Origin of the sequence: Amycolatopsis sp. NPDC051128, assembly GCF_040682715.1 — a bacterium.
Taxonomy (GTDB): domain Bacteria; phylum Actinomycetota; class Actinomycetes; order Mycobacteriales; family Pseudonocardiaceae; genus Amycolatopsis.
This window is the reverse complement of the sequence record NZ_JBFBBN010000020.1, coordinates 39,301-62,731: the sequence shown is the minus strand read 5'-3', so window position 1 is coordinate 62,731 and position 23,431 is coordinate 39,301. Positions and strand designations below refer to the sequence as shown.

Annotated in this window: 24 protein-coding genes; 9 read left to right on the top strand and 15 right to left on the bottom strand. The window is 71.0% G+C overall.

Going from position 1 to position 23,431, the window contains the following annotated elements:
• Positions 1–25 precede the first annotated feature (25 nt).
• Together AB0M82_RS21550 and AB0M82_RS21545 are read left to right on the top strand one after the other, a co-directional pair.
• Positions 26–1,834, top strand: a complete 1,809-nt coding sequence (locus AB0M82_RS21550) for a substrate-binding and VWA domain-containing protein (protein WP_364724419.1) — start codon at positions 26–28, stop codon at positions 1,832–1,834.
• A 12-nt stretch (positions 1,835–1,846) separates the two neighbouring features.
• Complete coding sequence (locus tag AB0M82_RS21545; RefSeq protein WP_364724417.1) at positions 1,847–2,584, top strand: hypothetical protein; 738 nt, start codon at positions 1,847–1,849, stop codon at positions 2,582–2,584.
• Here the strand turns inward: AB0M82_RS21545 and AB0M82_RS21540 are convergent.
• Entirely contained in the window at positions 2,581–3,483 is a 903-nt protein-coding gene (locus tag AB0M82_RS21540) for a LysR family transcriptional regulator (RefSeq protein WP_364724415.1), read from the bottom strand. The genes AB0M82_RS21545 and AB0M82_RS21540 overlap by 4 nt on opposite strands.
• Before the next feature lie 92 nt (positions 3,484–3,575).
• On the opposite strand from AB0M82_RS21540, the gene AB0M82_RS21535 reads away from it, so the two are divergent.
• The gene (locus AB0M82_RS21535) at positions 3,576–4,814 is read left to right on the top strand and encodes an MFS transporter (protein ID WP_364724412.1); all 1,239 of its coding nucleotides are present in this window, start codon (positions 3,576–3,578) and stop codon (positions 4,812–4,814) included.
• On the opposite strand, the gene AB0M82_RS21530 is transcribed toward AB0M82_RS21535, so the two are convergent.
• A complete protein-coding gene (locus AB0M82_RS21530; protein ID WP_364724410.1) occupies positions 4,781–5,812 on the bottom strand; it encodes a hypothetical protein in 1,032 nt (343 codons plus the stop codon). The two genes, AB0M82_RS21535 and AB0M82_RS21530, sit on opposite strands and share 34 nt — an antisense overlap.
• Before the next feature lie 155 nt (positions 5,813–5,967).
• Here AB0M82_RS21530 and AB0M82_RS21525 point away from each other — a divergent pair, with 155 nt between their 5' ends.
• Positions 5,968–6,762: a DUF2470 domain-containing protein gene (locus tag AB0M82_RS21525; protein ID WP_364724407.1), complete on the top strand. Its 795-nt coding sequence runs from the start codon at positions 5,968–5,970 to the stop codon at positions 6,760–6,762.
• On the opposite strand, the gene AB0M82_RS21520 is transcribed toward AB0M82_RS21525, so the two are convergent.
• Complete coding sequence (locus tag AB0M82_RS21520) at positions 6,754–7,215, bottom strand: PPOX class F420-dependent oxidoreductase (RefSeq protein ID WP_364724404.1); 462 nt, start codon at positions 7,213–7,215, stop codon at positions 6,754–6,756. The genes AB0M82_RS21525 and AB0M82_RS21520 overlap by 9 nt on opposite strands.
• A 22-nt stretch (positions 7,216–7,237) precedes the next feature.
• Here AB0M82_RS21520 and AB0M82_RS21515 point away from each other — a divergent pair, with 22 nt between their 5' ends.
• The 3 genes from AB0M82_RS21515 to AB0M82_RS21505 all read left to right on the top strand — a co-directional run bounded on the left by AB0M82_RS21515 (position 7,238) and on the right by AB0M82_RS21505 (position 9,979).
• Positions 7,238–8,050, top strand: coding sequence for a type II CAAX endopeptidase family protein (locus AB0M82_RS21515; RefSeq protein WP_364724402.1), 813 nt, complete (start codon positions 7,238–7,240; stop codon positions 8,048–8,050).
• A 40-nt stretch (positions 8,051–8,090) separates the two neighbouring features.
• Entirely contained in the window at positions 8,091–9,275 is a 1,185-nt protein-coding gene (locus AB0M82_RS21510) for an arginine deiminase (protein ID WP_364724603.1), read from the top strand.
• Positions 9,276–9,424: 149 nt separating this feature from the next.
• Positions 9,425–9,979 (top strand): ferritin, encoded by a 555-nt coding sequence (locus tag AB0M82_RS21505; RefSeq protein ID WP_364724399.1) that lies wholly within the window; start codon positions 9,425–9,427, stop codon positions 9,977–9,979.
• Between the two features lie 88 nt (positions 9,980–10,067).
• On the opposite strand, the gene AB0M82_RS21500 is transcribed toward AB0M82_RS21505, so the two are convergent.
• From AB0M82_RS21500 to AB0M82_RS21485, 4 genes are all read right to left on the bottom strand, one after another.
• Complete coding sequence (locus tag AB0M82_RS21500) at positions 10,068–10,892, bottom strand: hypothetical protein (protein ID WP_364724398.1); 825 nt, start codon at positions 10,890–10,892, stop codon at positions 10,068–10,070.
• Positions 10,889–11,401 (bottom strand): SigE family RNA polymerase sigma factor, encoded by a 513-nt coding sequence (locus AB0M82_RS21495; protein ID WP_364724395.1) that lies wholly within the window; start codon positions 11,399–11,401, stop codon positions 10,889–10,891. Before AB0M82_RS21495 ends, AB0M82_RS21500 begins: the two co-directional genes overlap by 4 nt.
• A gap of 210 nt (positions 11,402–11,611) precedes the next feature.
• Positions 11,612–11,965 carry a DUF952 domain-containing protein gene (locus AB0M82_RS21490; RefSeq protein ID WP_364724392.1) on the bottom strand — a complete coding sequence of 118 codons (354 nt, stop codon included), beginning with the start codon at positions 11,963–11,965 and terminating at the stop codon, positions 11,612–11,614.
• 127 nt (positions 11,966–12,092) lie between these two features.
• Positions 12,093–12,974, bottom strand: coding sequence for a DUF5926 family protein (locus AB0M82_RS21485; protein WP_364724390.1), 882 nt, complete (start codon positions 12,972–12,974; stop codon positions 12,093–12,095).
• A gap of 53 nt (positions 12,975–13,027) precedes the next feature.
• Between AB0M82_RS21485 and AB0M82_RS21480 the strand changes: the two genes are divergently transcribed.
• Complete coding sequence (locus tag AB0M82_RS21480) at positions 13,028–14,194, top strand: cytochrome P450 (protein WP_364724387.1); 1,167 nt, start codon at positions 13,028–13,030, stop codon at positions 14,192–14,194.
• Positions 14,195–14,268: 74 nt separating this feature from the next.
• On the opposite strand, the gene mca is transcribed toward AB0M82_RS21480, so the two are convergent.
• The gene (gene mca / locus AB0M82_RS21475) at positions 14,269–15,117 is read right to left on the bottom strand and encodes a mycothiol conjugate amidase Mca (RefSeq protein WP_364724386.1); all 849 of its coding nucleotides are present in this window, start codon (positions 15,115–15,117) and stop codon (positions 14,269–14,271) included.
• A 1-nt stretch (position 15,118) separates the two neighbouring features.
• Complete coding sequence (locus tag AB0M82_RS21470) at positions 15,119–16,489, bottom strand: DHA2 family efflux MFS transporter permease subunit (protein WP_364724384.1); 1,371 nt, start codon at positions 16,487–16,489, stop codon at positions 15,119–15,121.
• Positions 16,490–16,583: 94 nt separating this feature from the next.
• Between AB0M82_RS21470 and AB0M82_RS21465 the strand changes: the two genes are divergently transcribed.
• Complete coding sequence (locus AB0M82_RS21465; protein WP_364724382.1) at positions 16,584–17,180, top strand: TetR/AcrR family transcriptional regulator; 597 nt, start codon at positions 16,584–16,586, stop codon at positions 17,178–17,180.
• Between the two features lie 26 nt (positions 17,181–17,206).
• Here the strand turns inward: AB0M82_RS21465 and AB0M82_RS21460 are convergent, their stop codons facing one another.
• The 6 genes from AB0M82_RS21460 to AB0M82_RS21435 form a co-directional block, all read right to left on the bottom strand.
• On the bottom strand, positions 17,207–18,244 hold the full coding sequence (locus AB0M82_RS21460) for a DUF4328 domain-containing protein (RefSeq protein WP_364724379.1): 1,038 nt from the start codon (positions 18,242–18,244) through the stop codon (positions 17,207–17,209).
• Positions 18,245–18,246: 2 nt separating this feature from the next.
• Positions 18,247–18,606: a rhodanese-like domain-containing protein gene (locus tag AB0M82_RS21455; protein ID WP_364724376.1), complete on the bottom strand. Its 360-nt coding sequence runs from the start codon at positions 18,604–18,606 to the stop codon at positions 18,247–18,249.
• 89 nt (positions 18,607–18,695) lie between these two features.
• A complete protein-coding gene (locus tag AB0M82_RS21450; RefSeq protein WP_364724373.1) occupies positions 18,696–20,486 on the bottom strand; it encodes a cation acetate symporter in 1,791 nt (596 codons plus the stop codon).
• Positions 20,487–20,516: 30 nt separating this feature from the next.
• A complete protein-coding gene (locus AB0M82_RS21445) occupies positions 20,517–21,050 on the bottom strand; it encodes a hypothetical protein (RefSeq protein ID WP_364724371.1) in 534 nt (177 codons plus the stop codon).
• Between the two features lie 13 nt (positions 21,051–21,063).
• A complete protein-coding gene (locus AB0M82_RS21440; protein WP_364724368.1) occupies positions 21,064–21,897 on the bottom strand; it encodes a LytTR family DNA-binding domain-containing protein in 834 nt (277 codons plus the stop codon).
• Between the two features lie 86 nt (positions 21,898–21,983).
• Positions 21,984–23,375: a glycoside hydrolase family 16 protein gene (locus AB0M82_RS21435; protein ID WP_364724365.1), complete on the bottom strand. Its 1,392-nt coding sequence runs from the start codon at positions 23,373–23,375 to the stop codon at positions 21,984–21,986.
• Positions 23,376–23,431 lie beyond the last annotated feature (56 nt).

Below are 23,431 nucleotides of genomic sequence, written 5' to 3'. Positions count from 1 at the left end.
AGGAAGCGGCACGGGGAGGGGTTCGATGATCAATTCCCAACCAGCGCGACGCAAGAGAAAGATTCTCCCGTTCGTGGCCGCGATCGTGGTCGCCGCCGGGCTGATCGTCGGCATCCGGTACTGGACCAGCGGCTCGAGCGACGAGGCGGACCAGCCGAAATGCACCGGTTCGGACGCCGTCGCGCTGAACATCGCGTCTTCGCCGGAAAAAGCCGGCATCGTCCAAGAGGCCGCGAAGGCCTACTCCGGGCGGTCGGTCGCCGGGCACTGCGTCGACGTCATCGTGAAATCGAAGTCCTCCGGCGTCGCGATGCGGGCGCTGGCGAACGGCTGGAACGAAGCCACCGACGGGCCGCGCCCGGACGTCTGGACGCCGGCCGCGAGCGGCTGGGTCAACCTGCTGCGCGTCAACGCGAAGGGCGACACCGGCTCGATCGTGCCCGATGGCGACCCGCAGTCGGTCGCGAACTCGCCGCTGACGGTCGCCATGCCGAAGCCGATGGCCGAGGCGCTGGGCTGGCCGGCGAAGCCGATCGGCTGGAAGGACCTCACCGCGCTCGCGACCGACCCGGCGGGCTGGGCGAAGTACGGCCACCCGGAGTGGGGCAAGTTCCGGCTCGGGAAGACGAACCCGAACATCTCCACCGCCGGGCTGAACGCCACCATCGGCGCGTACTACGCGGCCACCGGCACGTCGTCCGACCTGACCGCGGCCGCGCTCGAGAAGCCCGAGGCCAAGCAGTTCGTCTCGAACATCGAACAGGCGATCGTGCACTACGGCGACAACACGCTGACCTTCCTCACCAACCTGCAGAAGGCCGACGACCGCGGTGCGGCGCTGTCCTACATCTCGGCGGTGACCGTCGAGGAGAGCTCGCTGATCGGCTACAACCAGGGCAACCCGACGAACGACCCGGCGAAGGTCGGCCAGCACGCGCCGCCGAAGGTCCCGATCGTCGCGATCTACCCGGCGGACGGCACGCTCAACTCGGACCACCCGTTCGTCACGTTGAACTGGGCCGACCCGACGCGCAAGCAGATCGCCGCGGACTTCCTCGGTTACCTGCGGGGGCCGGAGCCGCAGCAGCGGTTCGCCGCCCTGGGCTTCCGGTCGTTCGACGGCAAGCCGGGCCCGCAGGCGACCACCGCGAACGGCGTCCAGCCGGACGCGAAGATCACCTTCCTGCAGCCGCCGTCGCCGACCGTGCTGTCGAAGCTGCTGACCACGTGGACCGAGCTGCGCAAGAAGGCGAACGTGCTGCTGGTCGTGGACGTCTCGGGCTCGATGGGCGAGGAGGTCAAGGGCACCGGCAAGAGCAAGATCGACCTGGCCAAGCAGGCCGCGATCGACGCGCTGGGCCAGTTCGTGCCGCGGGACCAGGTCGGGCTCTGGCAGTTCTCCACCCGGCTCGACAGCGACAAGGACTACCAGGAGCTGGTGCCGGTGCAGGCGCTGGGGAACAACGGCAAGGAGACCCTGGCGATGCGGCTGAGCGGGCTGACGCCGCAGTCGGGCACGGGGCTGTACGACTCGTCGCTGGCCGCGTACGAGCACATGAAGGCGCACCTCGACCCGGCGGCGATCAACGCGGTCGTGGTGCTCACCGACGGCCGCAACGAGGACTCCGGCGGCGTCGACCTCGAACACCTCCTCCCGCAGCTGCGGCCGGAGGGCAACGCGGAGACGGTCCGGCTGTTCACGATCGCCTACGGCTCGGACGCGGACCAGGACGTGCTGAAGCAGATCGCGGAGGCGACCGAGGGTTCGGAGTACGACTCGTCCAAACCAGACTCGATCAACCAGGTCTTCACGTCCGTGATCTCGAATTTCTGAGATCCTCCGGTCATGAAGTTCGCCCGTGAGCTCGCCGAACCGTGGGGGCTGGTGCTCGCCGCCACGTCGGCCGGAATGGCGTGGGCCGTGCAGCTGCCGGTCGTCGCCGCGGTCGGGGTCGGGGTGGCCGTCCTCGCCGCGAGGGCGGGCGTGGCCATCGCCACCCGCGAGAAGGAGCCGGAACGGCGTGAAGCGCGCGTGCTCGACGTCTCGCCGGGGTCGGCCGAGGAGAACTGGCTGCGCCGGGCCGAGGGCGCGGCCGACGGGTTCGTCTCGCTGAGCGACTCCCTCGACTCCGGACCGCTCGCCGACCGCGTCGCGGACATGGAACCCGTCGTCCGCGAAACCCTGGAGACGCTGCGGCGCCTGGCCGGCCGCGCCTCGGCGACCGGCAAGGCCCTCTCCCGCGTCGACCTCGACGCCGTCAAGCGGGAACGGCGGCGGCTGGACGGCGAGCTGCGGTCGGCGAACGAAGACGTCCGCGGCGACCTCGAACAGGCACTGGCGGCGGTGCAGGCCCAGGCGGACGTGCACACGCGGCTCTCCGGCGCCCGGGACAAGCTGCTGGCCCAGCTGCAGTCCGGCGCGCTCGGGCTGGACAGCCTGGTGGCGCGGGTCGCCGAGCTGACGGCGGCGACCACGGACGTCACCGTGGACACCGGCGCGGTCCGGGAGCTGAGCGACCAGCTCGAAGGCATCCGGCAGGGCGTCCTCGAGACCGAGCAGGCGACGCGGAGGTCGCTGGGTTAGCTCGCCCAGCCCGGCCGCCAGGCGTCGCTGACGCGCTCGCCCTTTTCGAGGTGCCTCCGCAGCGCGGCCAGCCCCGGGTGCGCGTTGCCCCGCCGCCAGACCAGCGAATGCGGGTACACCAGCTCCGGATCCCCGATCGCCACTCGCCGCAGGTCGTGGCCCGCCGGCCACGACAGCCGCACGCCGGCTCCGACGAGCGTCGCCACCTCGCCCGATCCGCTCAGCTCGTCCAGCACCACCTCGGTCCCGAAGTTCGGCCCGGCGGCGTCGATCGACAACCCGAAAACGTCCGCCAGTTCGGCGTAGTAAGCACCCCACTCCGTGCCGGGCACGATCCCCGGCATCCGGATCCGGTGCCCGCGCAGCTGCCCGGGCGTGACCGTCGCCGCGCTCGCCAGGGCGTGCCCGGGTCCGCACAGCAGCTGGAGCGGCTCATCGAACACCCAGGTCGATTCCACGTCGTCGGGCAGAACGCCGACCGCGCGGAAGGACGCGTCGATGCTTCCTTCCCGGACGGCCGCGACCGCCGAGACGGCGTCGAAGAGCGTCACCACCTCCAACGCGATCTCCCGATGAGCTTCGTGGAACCCGCGCAGCAACGCTGCCGGGCACAGCCGCCGGCCGATGACGTCGACCCGGACCGGCCCGGTGCGTACCGACGCCAGTGCCCGCGCCGCGGCCCGCAGCAGCTCGCGGGAGTGCGGCAGGAACGCCTCGCCGTCACCGGTGAGGACGGCTCCACGCGCGGTGCGGGTGAACAACCGCACGCCCAGCGCCTTCTCCAGCGCGGCGATGCGCTTCGAGACGGCTTGCTGCGTGATGGAGAGATCCACCGCGGCGTCCTGGAACCGGCCCGCCTCCACGGCGGCGACGAACGTGCGAACGGCATCGAGGTCCACAGCGGACGACTCTAGATTCACAACGCGCCGTTGTGGCTCGCCGCCGCGTCGGTTGTTTGCCGCGCTCGGCCGTTCCCCGCTTTGATCTCCCGGTGATGCGCGGGCGGTCGCTGGGGCCGCGGTTCAGGTGGCTTTGGTCGGCTTACGCCGTCAGCGCGTTCGGCACGTGGCTCGGCTTCGGCGCGTTCCCGATGCTGGCGATTCTCGTGCTGCACGCCGGGCCGGCGGCGGTCTCGGCACTCGCCGCGGTCGGGCCGGCCGTCGGTGCGCTCGTGGCCGTGCCGCTGGGCCCCTGGGTCGACCACCGGCGCAAGCGGCCGGTGATGGTCGCGATGGACCTCGTCCGGTTCGCCGCCCTGATCAGCGTGCCCGCCGCCTACGCCCTCGACCTGCTGAGCTTCGCCCAGCTGCTCGTCGTCTCGGTGGCCGTCGCCGCGGCGGACATCACCTTCACCGCGGCGAGCGGCGCCTATCTGAAGGGGCTCGTGCCGCCGGATGACCTCCTCGTCGCGAACGGGCGGTTCGAGTCGACGAACTGGACCGCGACCGCGCTCGGGCCGCCCCTCGGCGGGGCCGCGTTCGCCCTGCTCGGCCCGGTGACGTCGGTGGTCGCCAACGCCGTCAGTTTCCTGCTCTCGGCGCTGGGGATCCGCGCGATCGGCGGAGGCGAGCCGGCGCCGCGAACGACCACCCGGCTGCGCGCGCGTGACCTGGCCGACGGGTGGCGCACGCTGCTGACGCACCCCGGGCTGCGGCCGCTGTTCTTCAACGTCCTGCTGTTCAACGGCCTGATCATGGGGACCGAGCCACTGCTGGCGGTGCTGCTGCTGAACCACCTCGGGTTCGCGCCCTGGCAGTACGGGCTCGCCTTCGCGGTGCCGTGCCTCGGCGGGCTCGCGGGCTCACGGCTGACCCCGCGGCTCGTCAGGCGGTTCGGGCGGCACACCGTGTTGCTGACGGCGGGCGCGCTACGCGCGTGCTGGCTGCTCGCGCTGGCCTTCATCCCGGGCGGCACCGGCGGGCTGGCCTTCGTCATGGTCGTCGAACTCGGCCTGATCGTCTGCTGCAGCGTGTTCAACCCGGTGCTGGCCACCTACCGGCTCGAGCAGCTCCCGGCGGACCGCATCGCCCGGACGCTCTCGGCGTGGTCGGTCAGCACCAAGGCGGCGATCGCGGCGATGACCGCGCTGTGGGGCCTGATCGCGAGCGTCACCGGTCCCCGCGTCGCGATCGGCGTCGCGGGGGTCCTGGTGCTGGTGACGCCGTTCCTGCTGCCGCGTCGCGACCGGACGCCCGCTCAGCCGAGCCAGACCGTGCCCAGCACCGGGTAGCCCGGCACCCCCGTCTTCATCGCGCGGCCCGGCCGCGGCACGCCCGCGATCCACAGCCGGCCCGTCGCGGCGACGTTCGCGGCCATCGACGGGTCGGCCTTGTGCATCCTGAACCCGACGATGCGACCGTCGGCGAGCATGGTCAGGCCGCTCAGGTGGGCCGCGCCGCGGCGGCCCATGCGGACCGGACCGTCGAGGACCGCTCGCAGCTCCGTCCAGTGGTCGGCCGGGAGGGGGCGGCCGTAGGTGAACGAGCGCGTCGCCGCCCCGAGCGCGCCCAGCAGCGCACCGCCCGCGACGATCAAGGCGCCCCACTTCGTGACCGGGAAGTCGGCACGCACCCACACGGCGAATCCGGCCAAGGTCAGCAGGAACGCGGACGCCGCGCGGAGCTCACGGGCGATCCGGCGGCGGTGCGCGGCCAGCACGGGGTCGAGCCGCGGCGAAGCGGACCCGGCCAGGGGCGGCACGGCCACCGCGCCTGCCGGCGGCGCGTCGAAGATCCGGGCGCGGCGGACCCGCACGACCCCGGAGAAGCCGACGAACACCTTCGGGCCCCGCCCCAGCAGCCACACTCGCCGGTGGCCGGCCAGCAGCAGCCGGTACGCCTCGTCGAGCCGGACGCGCAGCCAGCGACCGTCCGGCAGGCGCACCCCGATCGTCCGTCCGGCGGCGACCAAGCCGTCGGGCGCGATGTCGAACTGGCGGAACGGTTCCCGCTTCAGCCGTGTCTCGGGCACCCGGACGTGCGCGCGGTAGCGCCACCACGCCAGGACCGAACCGGCCAGCGCGATCGTGCCCACCGGCAGCGCGATCCCGGCGCCGGTGAAGAACTGGGCGATCCCGAACACCGGAAGGACCCAGGTCAGCAGCCGCCCGTTCGCCGCGGTGCGGCCGATCCGGTCCAGGTACTCGCCGAAAATCGGCAGCGCGCCGGAGGGCATCGCGGGGTCGAGCTCGAACGCGGGCACGCGCTCGGGAACCGGGACGATCTGCACGCGGGGCCCCCACCGTGTCGGCACTGGTCATCCGCCTTTTCGGTGATTTGCACACCGGCGTTACCGGATGCCCCGCTCAGCGGGTGCGAACGTGACCGCCGCGACTACCCAGACCTGGCGATTCAGGTTAGGCTCACCTAAGTAGGAGGTGAGCCGTGACCGAGGCACCCACATCCATCCGCCGCCCGCCGGCACCGAACCCCGCCGAGCGCGCCAAGACGATCGCCACCCGCAACGGCCCCGCGTCGTTGCTGCCGACCTGCGAACGCGCCGGCCTCGACGGCGAGCGCGTCGTCCCGGTCCTGCACCACGTGCACCCCAGCGGCAGCGTCAGCGTGCTGCTGCCCGACGACCACCCGATGGTCGGCGCGGCCAAGCAGGCCCAGCGCGGCGAGCTGGCCGTGCTGGTGGAACTCGCCGACCAGGCGCCGGTCGACCTGCGGGAACCGATCCGCGGGCTGCTGTGGATCACCGGCTGGCTGCGGCCGCTCTCGCCGGTGTCGGCCCGCGCGCGGGCGGTGGCGATCGCCGAAACCCGGCCGGACGAGCGGCTCCTCGACGTCGGCCACGGCGTGACGGTGCTGCGGCTCACCCCGGCGTCACTCGTGCTCGCCGACGCCGAAGGCACGCACTCGCTGCGCCCGCACATGTTCAGCGCCGCGCCGCCCGACCCGTTCCACGACTACGAGGCCCGGTGGCTGCGGCACCTGGAGAGCGACCACTCCGACGTCGTCGAGCAGCTGGCGAAGCACCTGCCGGCGGGGCTACGCGGCGGCCGCATCCGGCCGCTCGGGCTCGACCGGTTCGGGCTGCGGCTGCGCGTCGAGTCCGACACCGGCGACCACGACGTCCGGCTGGCGTTCTCGAAGTCCGTCGACAGCCCGCCGCAGCTCGCGACGGAGCTGCGGCGGCTGGTCGGCTGCCCGTTCCTGCGGGGGACGTCACGCTAGTTCGGCGGGAAAGCCACCCTTCGCGAGCGGACCCCAGCTCTCGATCGTGACGCGGATGATGCTCTTGCCCTGCTTGACCATCGCCTCGCGGTATTCGTCCCAGTCCGGGTGTTCGCCGGAAATGCTGCGGAAGTACGCCACGAGCGGTTCGACCGAATCCGGGATGTCCAGCACCTCGGCGGTGCCGTTGAGCTGGACCCACTGGTCGTTCCACTCGTCGGACAGGACGCAGGCCGACACCCGCGGGGTGCGCTTGATGTTCACGACCTTCGCGCGCTTCGGGTAGGTCGAGACGACCAGCCGGCCCTCGGCGTCGACGCCGCAGGTGACCGGCGACAGCTGGGGACCGCCGTCGGCCTTGGTGGTCAGCAGGATCGCGCGGTGGCGAGTGGACAGGAACTCGACCAGCGCGGCGCGGTCGACGGTTTCGTTGGTGGCGATGCTCCTCGGCATACCCCGAAGGTAGCGTGCGCTCATGACGTTCACCGCGCGATCGTGGCTGGCCCCGGCCCGTCCCGAGTTCCCCGGAACGATCGAGGACCCGCGTGAACGCCGGGCGGTCAAGATCGAGCTGCTGATCGTCTTCGGCATCACGCTCGGCCTGTCCGGCGTACGCAGCCTGTTGTCCCTTGTGGACTCCCTGCTGCAGCCGACGCCCCTGGCCCAGCAGCAGGTCCAGCTCAACGTGCCCCAGGCCGCGGCGAGCCTGATCGACCTGCTCAAGCAGCTGCTCTCGGCCGCCCAGCTCGTCGGCTGGGGCGCGCTCGGGCTGTACTTCCTGTGGCGGGCCGGAATCAAGATCGCGCAGGTCGGGCTGGACCGGCGGACCCCCGGCCGCGACGCGCTGCTGACCCTCGGGCTGGCCGCGCTGATCGGGATCCCCGGCCTGGCGCTGTACTTCGTCTCCTACCACCTGGGCTTCAGCCTGGCGGTGCAACCGTCCACTTTGGGCGACACGTGGTGGCGCCCGATCACGTTGACGCTTTCCGCGTTCGGCAACGCGTTCGCCGAAGAGGTCCTGGTAGTCGGCTACCTGCTGACGCGGCTGCGGCAGCTCGGCGTCCGGGAGAACAACGCGGTGTTCGGCGCCGCCGTGCTGCGCGGGTCGTACCACCTCTACCAGGGGTTCGGTGGATTCGCCGGGAACCTGATCATGGGTTTGGTGTTCGGGCGGCTGTGGCAGAAGACCAACCGGTTGTGGCCGCTCGTGGCCGCGCACACCCTGTTCGACTTCGTGTCGTTCGTCGGGTATTCGCTGCTCAAGGGTCACGTTTCCTGGTTGCCCTGAGTAAGCTCGGCAGGTGATCGACGAAACGGCACCTCCCCGGGTGGACAGCGAAGTCGGACCTCTGCGCGCGGTGCTGCTGCACCGGCCCGGCAACGAGCTCAAAAGGCTGACGCCCCGCAACAACGACCAGCTCCTGTTCGACTCGATCCCGTGGGTCGACCGGGCCCAGGCCGAGCACGACGCGTTCGCCGAGGTGCTGCGCAGCCGCGGCGTCGACGTCCTGCTGCTGGCCGACGCGCTCCGGACGGCGCTGGAAGACGACCGCGCCCACGCGGCGGGCGTGCACGCGGCGGTCGACGACCGGCGGCTCGGCGGCGACCTGGCCGACTCGCTGCGTTCGCACCTCTCGAGCGTCGACGCGGCCGCCCTCGCCGAGGTGCTGATGGCCGGGATGACGTTCGAAGAGCTGCCGTCCGCGGAGGGCGCGTCGCTGGTGCGGATGATGAACCACCCGCACGACTTCGCCGTCGACCCGCTCCCGAACCTGCTGTTCACCCGCGACTCGTCCGTGTGGATCGCCGACCGGGTGGCCATTTCGTCGCTGACCATGCCCGCGCGCCGCCGGGAAACCGCGGTGCTGGACCTGATCTACGCCTACCACCCGCAGTTCCGCCACGCCGCCCGCGCGTACGGCGCCCATTCGGCGCCGATCGAAGGCGGCGACGTGATGCTGCTGGCGCCGGGCGTGCTCGCCATCGGCGTCGGCGAGCGCACCACCGCGGCCGGCGCGGAGTCCCTCGCGCGGTCGGTGTTCGCCGACGGCATCGCGCACACCGTGCTCGCGGTGCCGATCGAGCAGTCCCGCGCGACCATGCACCTGGACACGGTGTGCACGATGGTCGACGTCGACGCGGTGGTCATGTACCCGCTGGCGCGCGACTCGCTGACGGCGTTCACGCTGCGCCCGACCGGCGACGGCGGCGTGAAGGTGGCCGGCCCGGCGCCGTTCCTGGTGGCCGCGGCCGAGGCGATGGACATCGACCGGCTGCGCGTCATCGACACCGGGCTCGACCCGGTGACGGCCGAACGCGAGCAGTGGGACGACGGCAACAACACGCTCGCGCTGGCCCCCGGCGTGGTCGTCGGCTACGAGCGGAACGCCGAGACGAACGAGCGGCTGGAGGCGGCCGGCATCGAGGTGCTGCCGATCGCAGGGTCCGAACTGGGCTCCGGCCGCGGCGGCCCGCGCTGCATGTCCTGCCCGGTCCGGCGCGATCCGCTGTAAATGAAGCAAGCCTTCCCTAAATGGCTACGGCAATTTAGGGAAGGCTTGCTTTAATTAGGTGACTCTTGTTTAGGAATGGTAATCCTAATAGGCTGCAGATCACCAGTCCGAAGTGGTGAGAATGCTCATTCTGGCGTACCGTGTCCGACATGGCCCTCACCAAGAAGAAAGAACCGCGCTCGAAGTTCTATGAACTGCTCCAGGCGCAGATCCACAACGAGTTCAACGCGTCCCAGCAGTACATCGCGCTCGCGGTGTGGTTCGACGCCGAGGACCTGCCGCAGCTGGCGAAGCACTTCTACAAGCAGTCCGTCGAAGAGCGCAACCACGCGATGGCGCTCGTGCAGTACATGCTCGACCGCGACCACCACGTCGAGATCCCCGGCACCGGCGAGGTGCGCAACGACTTCTCCGACGTCACCGAGCTCATCGTGCTCGCGCTGAACCAGGAGAAAGAGGTCGCCGCCGACATCTCCGCGATGGCGAAGGCCGCTCGCGCCGAAGAGGACTACATCGGCGAGCAGTTCACGCAGTGGTTCCTCAAGGAGCAGGTCGAAGAGATCTCCCAGATGAGCACGCTGCTGAACGTCGTCAAGCGCGCGAACGGCAACCTGTTCGAGGTCGAGGCGCACCTGTACCGCGAGTCCGTCGGCAACAGTGGCTCCGACTCGCAGATGCCGCCGGTGGCCGGCGGAGCGCTCTGACCGCGTCCTCCACGACGTAACGTTCGAACGCCGGAAACCCGGGCTCTCCCCCTGTGGACAGCCCGGGTTTCCGCATGGAGCCGGCGATTCAGCCGGCGCAGTCCTGGTTGACGCTCATGAGACTCGTCCGGACGACTCCCGTGTCGCCGAGCGTGAAGTGGTACTCGGCGGCGGCGGTCGCCGGGGCGACGACGCCACCCTGCTCGGCCTTGGCCGCGGGATAGGCGGCGAGCACCTGCTCCTTGGTGGATCCGGCGCCGATGCCTTCGGCGGTGTGCGCGGCCACGTCCGGAGTGACGACGACCAGCCCGGCCGCCTTCGAGATGACGACGCTCGCCGACACGGGGATCCCGCTGCCCTCGGCCTGGTAGACGGTGCAGCTCGCCCCGGCCTGCGGTTCGCCGAGCGTGACGGCCTGCGCGGTCACCTCGGCCTCGGACATGCCGAGCTTGAGCTTGCCGAAGCCGTCCGTCGCGAGCAGCGGCCCGCTCGACACCTGCGGGAGCGTCGTCGGCCGTGGTGAGGACGGCGGCCGCGGAGGTTTCGTCGACGGCGAACCCGGCGGCGAGGAAACCTGGATGCTCTGGGTGCTGGTCGGCCCGGGCGTCGACGGCGCCGGTGCCCGGCCCGCCGTGAGGTTCTCAGGTGGCTTGATGCTGATCTCGGTGCCGTCGGCGGTCATCACCGCGGTGCCGCTTTCGGTGTGGAGCCGGAACACGGTCAGCCCACCCGCGACGGCCACCACGGCCGCCGCGACTCCCGCCACGGCCTGCATGCTCCGGTGGCGTCGCCGACGTCGACGCGCACCGGCGACGATGACCGTGCCGGCGTCGGGCGGCGGCGGCAGGTCGAGCCGTTCGTCAGCGAACATCGCGCGCAGGCGCTGCTCCAGTTCTTCCTCGGAGATGTTCAACCCGCGTCACTCCCTTCGCCCTCGCTGTCGGCCGACCGCAGTTTCATCCGCAGCGACGTGATCGCCTTGCTGGCCTGGCTCTTGACGGTGCCCTGTGTGACGCCGAGCGCACCGGCGATCTCCGCTTCCGAGAGACCTTCGTAGTAACGCAGCACCATCACGGCCCGTTGTCTCGGCGGCAGCGTTCGTAACGCACGCCACAGCGGCTCGTGCTCGAACGGGTCGGCCGGCACGTGCGGGCTGGTGTCCGGCAGGTCGGCCACCAGGTTTTCGCGACGCGTGCGGCGCCAGCGGCTCACGTGCGCGTTCGCCATGGACCGGCGGACGTAGGCCAGCGGGTCACCGGTCTTCTCGTGCACGTAGGTCCAGCGCGCACCGATCTTCTCCAGCACGGTCTGCACCAGGTCCGCCGCATCGTGCGGATTGCCGGTGAGCGCGTGGCCGTACCGCAGCAGCCCCGGCAGGGTGGCCTGCACGAAATCACCGAAGTCGGCCAACTCACCCGGCAACGTCGCGGCCCTCCCTCGGCCTGCGCTGGCCGCCCAGGTATCTCCCCCGGTGAAGACGGGTGCCGCAGCGGTCACCGTATCGCCTCCCATCGGGGTCGGACAGCCAGAAGCCGAATCGCTTTCCTCCCCAACACGCATCACAGCCCCCTCAGGTTGCCCGCGTTCCCGCCCGGGTTCGTAGACGTCCGGCCGGGTGATGAGTTGCCCACGTCAGCGGTGCGCGAGCGAGTCGGGCAGCCGGAAGCCGCCGTCGTCCGTCTCGGTGAATCCGTGCACCCCGACGACCGCGGCGTGCGGTATCGGGCCGTACACGTGCGGAAAGTGGATCCCGGCGGGGTGCGGTGGCAGGCCCTCCTCCCAGCGGACCGGGACGCCGATCTTCGCCGGGTCGATCTCGAGCAGCACCAGATCGGTGCGGCCCCGGTAGCGCACGTTGGCCGGCAGGTGCACCGTGCCGAAGTCGGAACAGTGGATGAACCCGACTTCTCCCAGCGACGGCGGCCGGTACTCGGCGCCCTCTCCCACTTCGGCCCACTCGGCCGCCCCGCAGATGTGGAGTATCACGCCGAGAATCGTCCCACCGGCGCGATCCGGCGGCGGTGTCTCGTGCGCCACATAATGCCTGGTTGAACGCTCATCGAGTGGCTCCGGACCACTGGGACGAAAGTGGTGGTCCGGAGCCTGCCGAAGGTCAGCGCAGGGTGAGCTGGCGGCCGACGAGGCCGTCACGAGCGCGGCGCTCGGCGGCGTTCAGCGGTTCGTCGTCGAGCGACTTGAGCGCCGTCTCGAGACGGGCGCCGAGGGCATCCTTCGCCTCCGCCCACTCGCGGGCGTGGGCTTCGGGGTCGAGGTCCCACACCGGGACCAGCAGGCCGTGCGCACGGAACGAGCCCGCGTACCGCGAGCCCTCGCCGAGGCCGAGTTCGCCGGCCGCTGACAGCCGGGCCAGGGCCTGGAGCAGCAGGTTCTCAGGCTCCGGACGGACCCAGCGCAGGTGCGCCTTCTCGCCGGCCAGGACCCAGTAGGCGCCCGAGCCGAGCCGTTCGGTGGGCATGATCGCGGCGTTCGCGCGCTCGAGGGACACCGCGACGTCGCCGGTCGCGTCCGCGTCCTCGGGCAGCCACCAGCCGAAGTCGGAGTGCAGCGTGACGTCGAGTTCGACACCCGGCGCCAGCAGGTCCTGGAGGCGGGCGTGCTCGTCGGCGGCCGGCGGGGTGGTGGTGTCCGGCACGCCGAGGACGTCGCCCTCCTTGGCGTCCAGCAGCCACTTCAGCGACCGGCCGAGGTCACGGCTGATGTCGGAGGAGCGGGTCTGCACCTGCAAGCCGAGGTAGCGCCGGCCGTCCGAGCGGACGAACGCGGCCGCCGCCATCGGCAGCACGGTGCCCAAGGTGACGTCGCCACCATCGGCGAGGGTCAGCTCGGCCGTCGCGGACGGCACGAACTCGCGCAGCGCGATCAGCTCGGGCTCCGCCGCCAGCCCTTCGAACGGCTGGCCGACGAAGACGTCGCGCACCTTCGGCTTGCGGTCCGACGCCTGCTTGGGACCCTTCTTGCGCGCGCCCTTGCCCACGGCTGCCTCCTCTGGCTCGGCTTGAGACGCTATCGAAGGGTTACCCTCGCGACGTGTTCGACCCCCGCGATCCCGTGTTCCTGGCCGACCCGTACCCGGCGTTCGCCGCCCTCCGCGAGCGGGGCGACGTCCACCACCACGACGGGCTCGGCCTCGCCGTCGCGGTGTCGCACGCCGCGTCGTCGGCGGTGCTGCGCCACCGCGGGCTGGGGCGGATCTGGCAGGACGCCCAGCCACTGGAGCGGTTCGCCTCGTTCAACCTCCTGCACCGCAACTCGCTGCTGGAGAACGAGCCGCCGGCCCACACCCGGCTACGCCGCCTGGTCGCGGGCGCGTTCGGCCGCGGCCACGTGCAGCGGCTGCGCCCGATGGTCGCGACGCTCGCCGCCCGCATGGTCGACGACCTGGCCGGCAAAATCGCCACCGAGGGCAGTGCCGACCTGCTTGAGCACCTGGCCCAGCCGCTGCCGGTCGCGGTGATCGCCGAGCTGCTGGGCGTCCCCGGCACCGACGGGCCGCGGATGGTTCACCTGTCGAACGCGATCGTCAAGATGTACGAGTACGGCCTCTCCGAGGAGGGGCGCGACGCCGCCGAGCGGGCGGCCGCCGAGTTCGTCTCGTACATCCGCGAGGTCGCGGAGGCCCGGGCGGCCGCACCGGGCGACGACATCATCAGCGACCTCCTCCGCAGCGAACTGACGCCCGACGAGCTGGTCGCCACCGCCGTGCTCCTGCTGATGGCCGGCCACGAAGCGACGGTCAACGTGCTCGGCAACGGGATCACGGCGCTGCTGACGCACCGGGACCAGTGGGAGCGCCTGCTGGCGTCACCCGAGTTGCTCGACTCCTGCGTCGAGGAGCTGATCCGGTTCGACGCGCCGCTCCAGCTGTTCGAGCGGACGGCCACTGAGGACGTCTCCATCTGCGGTCACGTCGTCGAACGCGGCCAGAAGATCGGTGCGCTCCTGGGTGCCGCGGCCCGCGACCCGAAGGTGTTCGACGAGCCGGATCGCCTCGACATCGGACGGACGCCCAACGCCCATCTCGGGTTCGGGCTCGGGATTCACTATTGCGTGGGTGCTCCTCTCGCTCGGGTGGAGATCGCCGCGGCGTTGAGTGCGTTGGCGGACAAGCTGCCGGGCTTGCGCCTGGCCGAGACGCCGCGGCGACGGCCGGAGTTCGTGATCCGCGGACTGCGCGAACTTCGGGTCACCGTGTGATCCGGGGCGGATCTCGCGTGATTGGAAACGGATCTCGCGTGATTGAAGGCGGATCTCGCGTGATTGGGGAGGCATCACGGTGTGGGTTCATGGGTTACTCCGGTGAAGAGGTCGTCTTCCGGTTCGGGGGCTGGCGTGGGGTGGGCCAGGTGGTAGTCCTCGTAGGGCCAGACTTTTCGTTCGATTTCTCTTGAGTGAGTGAAGAACGGGTGCGCTGGGTCTATCTGGGTCGCGTGGGCCAGCAGGGCTCGGTCGCGCGTCTCGAAGTGGGACTCGCAACGGATTCTTGTGGTGACGGGGAGTTCCTCGTCGGGTGGCAGTTCCTCGAGGACCGGGCCCATGGACGACTCGAGGCCGGCGGCCAGGGTCGCTTCGTGCATGGCTTGGAACCAGGCTCGGCTCAGGACCGCTTGGTAGTACAGCTTTTGTGGTCGCCATGGTGCGCCGGTGCCGGGGTAGCGGGCGGGGTCGGCGGCCGCGGTGAAGGCTTCGATCGTCACGTCGTGAGTGCGGATGTGGTCCGGGTGGGGATAGCCGCCGGTCTCGTCGTACGTGATCACCACGTGCGGGCGGAACTCCCTGATCAACGCGACCAGCGGAGCCGCGGCTTCTTCCAGCGGCAGGGCCGCGAAGCATCCTTCGGGTAGCGGCTCGTGCAGACCGGAGTCGACCAGACCGAGGAAGCGTTGGCGCACGCCCAGGATCTCGGCGGCCGCGGCCATCTCCCGGCGGCGGATCGCCGGGAGATCGGCGCGGGTCGTCTCGGTGTCCAGCGCGGGGTTGAGGACATCGCCACGTTCGCCGCCGGTGCAGGTGGCGACCAGGACGTCGACACCTTCGGCGGCGTAGCGGGCCAGGGTGGCCGCACCTTTGCTGGATTCGTCGTCGGGGTGAGCGTGGACGCTCAGGAGGCGGTGGGTCACGTCAAACTCCCTTCCGGAAGGACGCTGTGGCAGGACGCCGCGGGAAGAACGCCGCGGGGATCAAGGTCAAGGCGGTGAACGCCAGCGCCCAAGTGAACGTGGTGGCGAAGGCCGTGGGCGCGGCCGCGGTCGCGAGTTCGCCGTGGAGGATCGCGGCGAGCAAGGCGGTGCCGAGGGAACCGCCGATCCGGTTGATCACGTTGAAAGCGCTCGCCGCGCGCGGGATGCGGGAGCGTTCCAGCGAGCTGTAGAGCGTGGTCATGCCGGGCGTGGCGGCCGCGCCCAGACCGGCTCCCCGCACCACCAACGACAGCATCAGCAAGACCCCGCCGGGTGCGGAACCGAGCTGGGTGAACGCGATCGTGCCCACCAACGACAGTCCGATCCCGGCCAGCATCATCCGGCGGGGGCCGAAGCGGGCCTGGAGCCGGCCGCCCGCGAGCATGACCGCGGCCGAGCCGAGGGCCTGCGGTGCCAGCAGCAGGCCGGCCCGCAACGGGCTCGCATGCTCGACCTGCTGGTAGTACAGCGGAAGCAGCAGCATCGAGCTGTACAGCGACGCCCCGAGCAGGAACGTGCTCCCGCTCGCGACCGAGAACCCCTTGTCCCGGAACAGCTTCAGGTCGAGCACTGCGGACGGGGTCCGGGCCGCGTGGACGCCGTACGCCAGCAGCAACGCGGCTCCGGCCACCCAGGCGACGGCCGCGCCCTCGGCCAGGCCGTAGACGAACGCGCCGAGTCCCGGCGAGAGCAGCGCGATTCCCCGGACGTCCAAGGGCTCGCGCACGCCATCAGGCGATGGAGCCGGGAGCAGCCGGCGCGCGAAGACGAAGGTCGCCACGCCCAGCGGGACGATCCCGAAGAACATCCAGCGCCACCCGAAGTCCGCCACGAGCGCACCACCGAGCAGCGGGCCCAGTACCGGGGCCACCGTCGCCGGCAGGGCGATCACGCCGATCATCCGCCCCAGCGCCGGGCCCGCCGCCTGGGCGAAGACCGCCTGCCCGACCGGCTGCATCAGCCCGCCGCCCAGGCCGTGGAGCACCCGGAACGCGATCAGGGCCGGCGCTGACCAGGCGAAACCGCACAGCAGCGTGCCCGCGGTGAAGATGGCCACCGCGGTCAGCCACACCGCGCGGCCGCCGAACCGGTCGGTCAGCCAGCCCGACAGCGGGATCGCCGCCGAGGCCGCGAGCAGGTACGCACTCGCCACCCACTGCACGGTGGGCAGCGGACTGCCGAGGTCACGGGCGATCGAGTCGATCCCGACGGTCACGATCGTCGCGTCGAGGATCGACAGCACCGCGCCCATGATCAGGACACCGCCCAGCCGCCACAAGGCCGCATCCGGACGGACGGCTGCCGTCGTCATGCCCACCCCCTTCATTAGGTCGAACCTCAGATTAGGTCCGCCCCACTCAATGGGTCAAGCACAATCTTGGGTTCGACCCAGTAGAGTGACGCCCATGAGCGAGGGACTCCGGGCCCAGAAGAAGCACGAGACCAGGAAGACCATCTCCGACGTGGCGACGCGGCTGTTCATCCGCGACGGCTTCGAGGACGTGACGATCGCGGACATCGCGGCCGAGGCGCGGGTCGCCAAGATGACCGTGACGAACCACTTCCCGCGCAAGGAGGACCTGGTCTTCGACATCCGCGCGGACTTCACGTCCTGGCCGTCGGCCCTGATCCACGACAGCGTCTTCCACGACACCCGTGAGCTCTACTTCGAAGCGCTGGACGCCCAGCACGCCCTGGTCGGCTTCTCGGGCAAGGGTTTCGCGTGGATGATCAGGCAGAGCCCGGTCCTGACGAACGCGCTGCACGAACTGCACCGCGAGCGCGAGGCGAACCTCGTCGACCTGCTGATCCGGCGCCACCCCGAACAGGGCCTCGCCCCGGTGCTCGCCGCCGCGCACCTCACCACGGTGCTGCGGGTGCTCTTCGAGGAAGTCTTCGACCGGACCGTCGACGACCAGCCGAAGAAGGAGATCGTGGACACCCTGTGGCCCGTCGCGGAGCAGGCTTTCGACCAGCTCGAGCCGGCCTTCGGCGGGTATTGAGGGCGGGTATTGAGGGCGGGTACTGACTAGCGCGCCGCGCCGGCCGGGCGCCGGGTTCGCAACTCCGGCTCCGGAGCACCCTCCACCTTCAGCACGCGCATCTCGCGCACGTCCCGCGCGTCCGACGGCGCCAGCAGCGCCGAGAACCGCCGGACCACCAACGCCGTCACCACGGCCAGCAGAGCCGCGGAGAGGTCGGTCAGCGCGACCAGGACGACGCTGTCGGCCATCGACTGCACGTCGTCGCGGAAGCGCCAGACGATCGAAGCGCCGAGCAGCACCCAGTTCAGCAGCCAGGCGCCCCACCACACCAGCACCGGGCGGGACGGCTTCGGCCGGACGTCACGCGGGCGGCTCAGCACCGCGTGTTCCAGTTCGCCGACGACCGACAGCGCCATCGGCAGGTTCACCACCGGCACGAGGACGCTGACCAGCACCTGCCACACCGGCCGCGGCGGGTCGTCGCCCGACACGTCCGCGGCCGCCCGCCGGGCGATCAGCAGCCACCAGAGCGACAGCCCGGCGGGCAGCAGCGCGAGGATCGAGGCCAGCAGGCCGGTGGCGAGCACGAAGCCGTCGGAGAACGCCACGACCGAGCGGGTCAGCGCGGCATCCCGGCCCTGGACGAGCAGCACGTAGCGCCAGATCTCCGCGCCGGCGGCGACCACGGCGAGGAGGGCGAATCCGAAGAGGACGCCGATCAGGCTGCGGCTGAGCACCGGCACCCGGTCGATCGGGCGGGTCGCGTCGGACGCTGTGCCGGGCACCGACGTCGGGCGGCGCCAGACCAGGTTGGGGAAGCCCCAGCGCGGTGGCACCGGGTACGACGGCGGCCCGAGGTACGGCTCGGGCGGCAGCACCCGGCGCCGCGGCCACGCGCCGGGCGGCGGGGTCGCCACCCAGCGCAGCTTCGGCCGGATGGTCTGGCGGCGGTGGTAGGGATACGGCTCCGGCTGGGCGGCCAGCCTCCGGCCCTGCAGCTGCTGGGCGGTCGGCGGCGGCGCCTGACTCGGCCAGTACCCGGGCGGGTACGGCGGTCGCGGCGGAGGCGGACCCGGGTGCAAGGCTAGATCACTTCAGGTTCGATACCGGGGTGCTCGCCGACCATCGGACGGCCTTCCCGCTGCCACGCGCCCATGCCGCCGGCGACGTTCACCGCGTCCCAGCCGCTCTGGTTGAGCCACGCGGTCGCCCGCGCGGAGCGGCCGCCGCTGCGGCAGATCACGTGGACCGGCTGGTCGTCGGGCAGTTCCGCCAGCTCGCCGACGCGGGCGGGGAGCTCCCCCATCGGGATGTGCACCGCGCCGGGCGCGTGCCCGGCGGCCCACTCGTCGTCTTCGCGGACATCGAGCAGCACGAGGCCGTCCTTGGGCAGGTCGCGGACCTCGGCGGTCGGCAGTTCAGCAGGGCTCACCACGATCTCCATGCTGCCATGCGGGGGTGTTGCCCGCGCGTGAGGTGGACGTGTGAACGGTCCGGCCCCGGGTACCAGACCGAAACTCGGCTGTCGGCAGATCACTTGCGATGCCGGCCGCGGCTGACGATCCGCGTCTTTTCCTCGGCCTGGCCGAACCGCGCGACGGCCCGGTCGCGCATGAAACCGAGCGGATCGGGCGCGTGCAGCCGCAACATGATGTCGTGGACGTGTTCCGGGCGGCCGTATCCGGTCACGCGGCTGACCAGATACGTCGTGACGAAGGCGACCGGCACGGTGATCAGCGCCGGCTGGTTGACGAACCAGGGCGCCCAGCCGCCGGTGTAGCCGCTCACGATGTTGACGCCCAGCGCGGCCAGCACCAGGCCGCCGCCGACGAACATCCCGGCCAGCGCACCCGGCCAGGACAGCTTGCGCCACCAGATGCCCAGCACCAGCAGCGGGCTGAACGTCGACGCCGCGAGCGCGAACGTCAGCCCGATCGACAGCGAGATGTCCTCGGGCCGCAGCGCGACCGCCAGCCCGATCGGGAGCAGTGCGACCAGCGCGGTCGCCAGGCGGAAGTCCCGCACCCGCCCGGGAAGCACGTCGGTCGACACCACCCCGGCGACGCTCACCAGCAGCCCGGACGTGCTGGACAGGAACGCGGCGAACGCGCCGGCCGCGGTGACCGCGCCGAGGATCTGGCCGCCGACCCCCGGCAGCATCGCCGTGGGCAGCCGCAGGATCGCCGCGTCCGTCTTGCCGGTGACGAGCAGCTCCGGCACGTACATCCGGGACAGCGCGCCGAGCAACGTCGGGAACAGGTAGAACAACCCCAGCAACAGCAGGACGTGCACGGTCGTGCGGCGCGCGGCCTTGCCGTCGGGGTTGGTGTAGAAGCGGACCAGCACGTGCGGCAGGCCCATCGTGCCGAGGAACGTCGCGAACATCAGCGAGTACGTCTGGAGCAGGTCGGTGAGGCTGCCGGAGGCCGGGTGCAGCCAGCTCGCGTTGTCCGCGACGGAGTCGCTGACCACGGGCACCGGCGTGCCGGCGAGGAACTTCAGCTTGGTGCCTTCGGAGACCGTGTGGGGGGCCAGCGGTGTCCAGTGCGTCGGCCCGGCGGCCGGGCCGTTGTCGGTGCGACCGTAGGCGTACAAGAACGTGTCCGAAGTGACGTGCAGCGTCACGTCGGTCTGCACGTTCACCGTCGTGTCGCCGGTGAACACCGGCGGCGCGGCCGCGCCGAGCGGGCGGAAGCCGTCCGGACTGCCGTCGGCGAAGAAGACCATGCACAGCACGAACGCGGGCACCGCGATCGCGAACAGCTTGAGCCAGTACTGGAAGGCCTGGACGACGGTGATCGCGCGCATGCCGCCGGAGATCACGTTGAACGCGACCAGGACCATCACCACGGCGGCGCCCGCCCACACCGGCACCGGCACGATCGTCGCCAGCGTCAGGCCGGCGCCCTGCAGCTGCGGGACCATGTACAGGACGCCGATGAAGACCACGAACGCCGTGGAAAACCGGCGGAGCCCCTTCGACCCCAGCCGCATTTCGACGAAGTCGGGCAGCGTGTAGGCGCCGGACCGCCGCAGCGGTGCCGCGACGAAGAGCATCAGCGCGAGGTAGCCGGCGGTGAAGCCGATCGGAAACCACAACGCGTCGGCGCCGTCCTTGAGGACGATCCCGGCGATGCCCAGGAACGACGCCGCGGACAGGTACTCACCGGAGATGGCGGCGGCGTTGCGCCGGGACCGCACCGTGCGCCGCGCGAGCAGGAAGTCGTGGGTGCTCGTGGCCGAACGCGAGGAGCGGTGACCGAGGTAGGGCACCACCACGGCGACCAGCACTATGCCGGTCAAGGCCCACGGGTTCAGCTGCACGGGGGAATCCTCGCACGAGTGGGTGCGAAACTAGTTCTCGATCATGTCCACGAAAGCGCGTTCGTTGCGCTCGGCCAGCCGGTTGTACCAGATGCCGACGCCGAACAGGAACGGGAACGGGAAGACGCCGAGAATCAGCCAGGCCACCGGGATGCCGGCCAGGCTCAACCGGGAGAACCCGGGAACCAGGTAGAACAGCGCCGGCAGCGAGCCGAACACGCCAACGACGAGCAGCGCGAGCAGCAGCGCTGTCCGCAGCTGCACCTTCACCAGGTGGTCGCGGACGAGCAGCTTTCCCCAGCTGGTCTGCTCTTCCAGCTCGACACGGGCGCGCAAGGTGCCGGCGCCACGGCGGGGGTCGGCGAGGATCACCCGCTCCCGCTTGGGTTTCGCGTGGTGTTCCGGCCTCGGCGGCGGCTCGTTCTCCGGCGCGGGCGGGAGCGGCTCGACGACGGCCCGGTCGGTCGGCTGCGGCAGCGGACGTTGCGGGCGGGAATGCCTGCCGAGCGTGGGATCGGGTTCGCGGACGCCGTTCGCGCGGCGCTCGGGGAAGTCGTCGGTCATGGCCGGTCCCGGGTCAGCCGTTCCGGCCCGAACCGACCAGCCGGTCCTTCAGCGCGCGGGTGTGCCGCCTGCTCACCGGCAGCACTTTCTCCTCGTTGCCGATCACGACCTGGTAGCCACCCTGGCCCATGCGCAGCTCGGTGATCAACGGCAGCGCGACGAGGAACGACCGGTGGATCCGGACGAAGCCGGCCTTCTCCCAGCGTTCCTCGAGCTGGGCCAGCGGAATGCGGACCAGGTGGCTGCCTTCGGTGGTGAACAGCCGCGCGTAGTCGCCCTGCGCCTCGACCCAGCGGACCGAGGAGCGCGGGATGAGCTTGGTGGTGCCGGCCAGCTCGACCGGGATCACCTCGTCGTCGTTCTTGACCGGATCGCCGCCCATGGCGCCGGGCGGGGGCGCCGCGGCGGCGGCCAGCTTGTCCAGCACCCGCGAGATCGCGCGGTCGAGCCGGTCCTGCTGGTACGGCTTGAGCACGTAGTCGAGGGCGCCGAGGTCGAAGGCGTTGACCGCTTCCTCCGCGTGCCCGGTGACGAACACCAGGGCGGGCGAGGGCCGCAGCGCGGCGAACACCCGGGACATCTCCATCCCGGACAGGCCGGGCATGTCGATGTCGGCGAAGACCGCGTCGACGATCGGCAGGCCGCGGTCCTTGCGCTCGCGCAGCCTCGGGTCGTCGGTGGACAGCAACCGCAGCGCCTCGGAGGCGTCGATCGCCGGGAACACCTTCGCCACGTGTGGGCTGTTGCGCAGGCAGTGGACGAGTTCGTCAAGACCGTTCGGCTCGTCGTCCACGGCCAGGACCACGAGTTTCCGGGTGTCATCGTGAGCACTCACAGTGAAACGCATCCTGCCCATTGCCGAGTGCAATGTCCAGCCCCCGTCCGCCTGAAGTGGGGGGACCCGCGGACCGCATCGCCCACGGGTCCCTCGTATCAGTGCACGAACGTGAACCAGTTGAGGTTCACGAAGTCGGCAGGCTGGCCGCTCGTGAAGGTCAGGTACACGTTGTGCACCCCGGTCACCGCGCTGATGTTCGCCGGGACGGTCCGCCAGCTCTGCCAGCCGCCGGTGCCGGCGATGGCGAAGCTCCCGATCGGCGCGTTGGACAGGCTGTCCAGCCGCACCTCCACCAGCCCGCTGACCCCGCCACCGGCACCGGAAGCCACCCGCGCCTGGAAGTTGGTGGCCGCGCTGCCGCCGAAGTCGACGTTCGGGTAGAGGGCCCAGTCGCCGTTGCCGGCGGGCCCGATGTTCTGGCCGCCGCCCGTGTCGGTGGTCGTCTGCTTGGCCAGGCCGTTCTGCTGGGTGTACGACTCGGCCTGGATGGTGCTGTAAGCGCTGCCTCCCGGCGGAGCCGTGGTCGTCGGCGGAGTCGTCGTGCCACCGCGCGTGGTCACCGTCACGTAGTCGACGACCATCGGGTGTCCCGGCACGATCCCCGGCCCCGGCGTGGTCGTGCCGGAGTTGTTGTTGGGGAACGCGCCGCCGATCGCGAGGTTCAGCAGCACGAAGTAGCCGGCGTGGCCGGTCATGTTGGCCCACGTCGTCGCGTCGACCTGGTTCTGGCTCACCGAATGGAACTGCTGCCCGTCGACGAACCAGCGGAAGACCTGCGGGCTCACGCTCGCGTCCCACTCGAAGCGGTAGGTGTGGAAGGCCGACTGGCAGCTGCTGCCGGGGCACGCCCGGTGGTTCGGCAGGCCGGTGGTCTCGTCGCACGGGCCGCCGGGGTTGACGCCGCAGTGCAGCACGCCCCAGACGGAGTTGATCCCGTTGACGTTCTCCATGATGTCGAACTCGCCGATGGCGGGCCAGTTCCACCAGTTGCCGCGGTAGGGGCCGCCGAGCGCCCAGAACGCCGGCCAGTAGCCGAGCGCGGCCGCGCCGGTGACGTTCGGCATCTGGATGCGGCTCTCGATCCGCATCACCCCGCCCGGCGGCGGCTTGAAATCGCTGCGCTGGGTTTCGATCCGCGCCGACGTCCACGCGCCCGAGCCGTCGCGCAACGGCGTGATGCGGAGGTTGCCGGCGCCGTCGAGCGAGAGGTTGTTCGGACTCGCGGTGTAGTTCTGGATCTCGCCGGTGCCCCAGTTGGCGGGGCCGCCGGGATAGCTGTGGCCGGTGTCGACGATCCAGTTCGCACTGGACGGGAGCGAGCCGGAGCCGCCGGTGAAGTCGTCGGCGAACACCGTCGTCCACCCCGCCTCGGGCGGTGGGATCGAAGCCGAGGCCGGGATGGTCAGCGGAATGGCGATGAGCGCGGCACCGAGCACGGCGCCCGCGCCGAGCGCGAACCGCCGTGGGGAACGGGAGAGGTGGGGCATCAGGTACGACCTCCTCGTCGTCCGGATTTGTTGCCGATCACAACAAAGCCCGTGTA

Coding starts and splice junctions, on each gene's coding strand:
- AB0M82_RS21550 (WP_364724419.1), top strand. CDS start 26: ATGATCAATTCCCAACCAGCGCGACGCAAGAGAAAGATTCTCCCGTTC.
- AB0M82_RS21545 (WP_364724417.1), top strand. CDS start 1,847: ATGAAGTTCGCCCGTGAGCTCGCCGAACCGTGGGGGCTGGTGCTCGCC.
- AB0M82_RS21520 (WP_364724404.1), bottom strand. CDS start 7,215: ATGCCGAGGAGCATCGCCACCAACGAAACCGTCGACCGCGCCGCGCTG.
- AB0M82_RS21515 (WP_364724402.1), top strand. CDS start 7,238: ATGACGTTCACCGCGCGATCGTGGCTGGCCCCGGCCCGTCCCGAGTTC.
- AB0M82_RS21505 (WP_364724399.1), top strand. CDS start 9,425: ATGGCCCTCACCAAGAAGAAAGAACCGCGCTCGAAGTTCTATGAACTG.
- AB0M82_RS21470 (WP_364724384.1), bottom strand. CDS start 16,489: ATGACGACGGCAGCCGTCCGTCCGGATGCGGCCTTGTGGCGGCTGGGC.
- AB0M82_RS21465 (WP_364724382.1), top strand. CDS start 16,584: ATGAGCGAGGGACTCCGGGCCCAGAAGAAGCACGAGACCAGGAAGACC.
- AB0M82_RS21455 (WP_364724376.1), bottom strand. CDS start 18,606: ATGGAGATCGTGGTGAGCCCTGCTGAACTGCCGACCGCCGAGGTCCGC.
- AB0M82_RS21445 (WP_364724371.1), bottom strand. CDS start 21,050: ATGACCGACGACTTCCCCGAGCGCCGCGCGAACGGCGTCCGCGAACCC.
- AB0M82_RS21440 (WP_364724368.1), bottom strand. CDS start 21,897: ATGCGTTTCACTGTGAGTGCTCACGATGACACCCGGAAACTCGTGGTC.
- AB0M82_RS21435 (WP_364724365.1), bottom strand. CDS start 23,375: ATGCCCCACCTCTCCCGTTCCCCACGGCGGTTCGCGCTCGGCGCGGGC.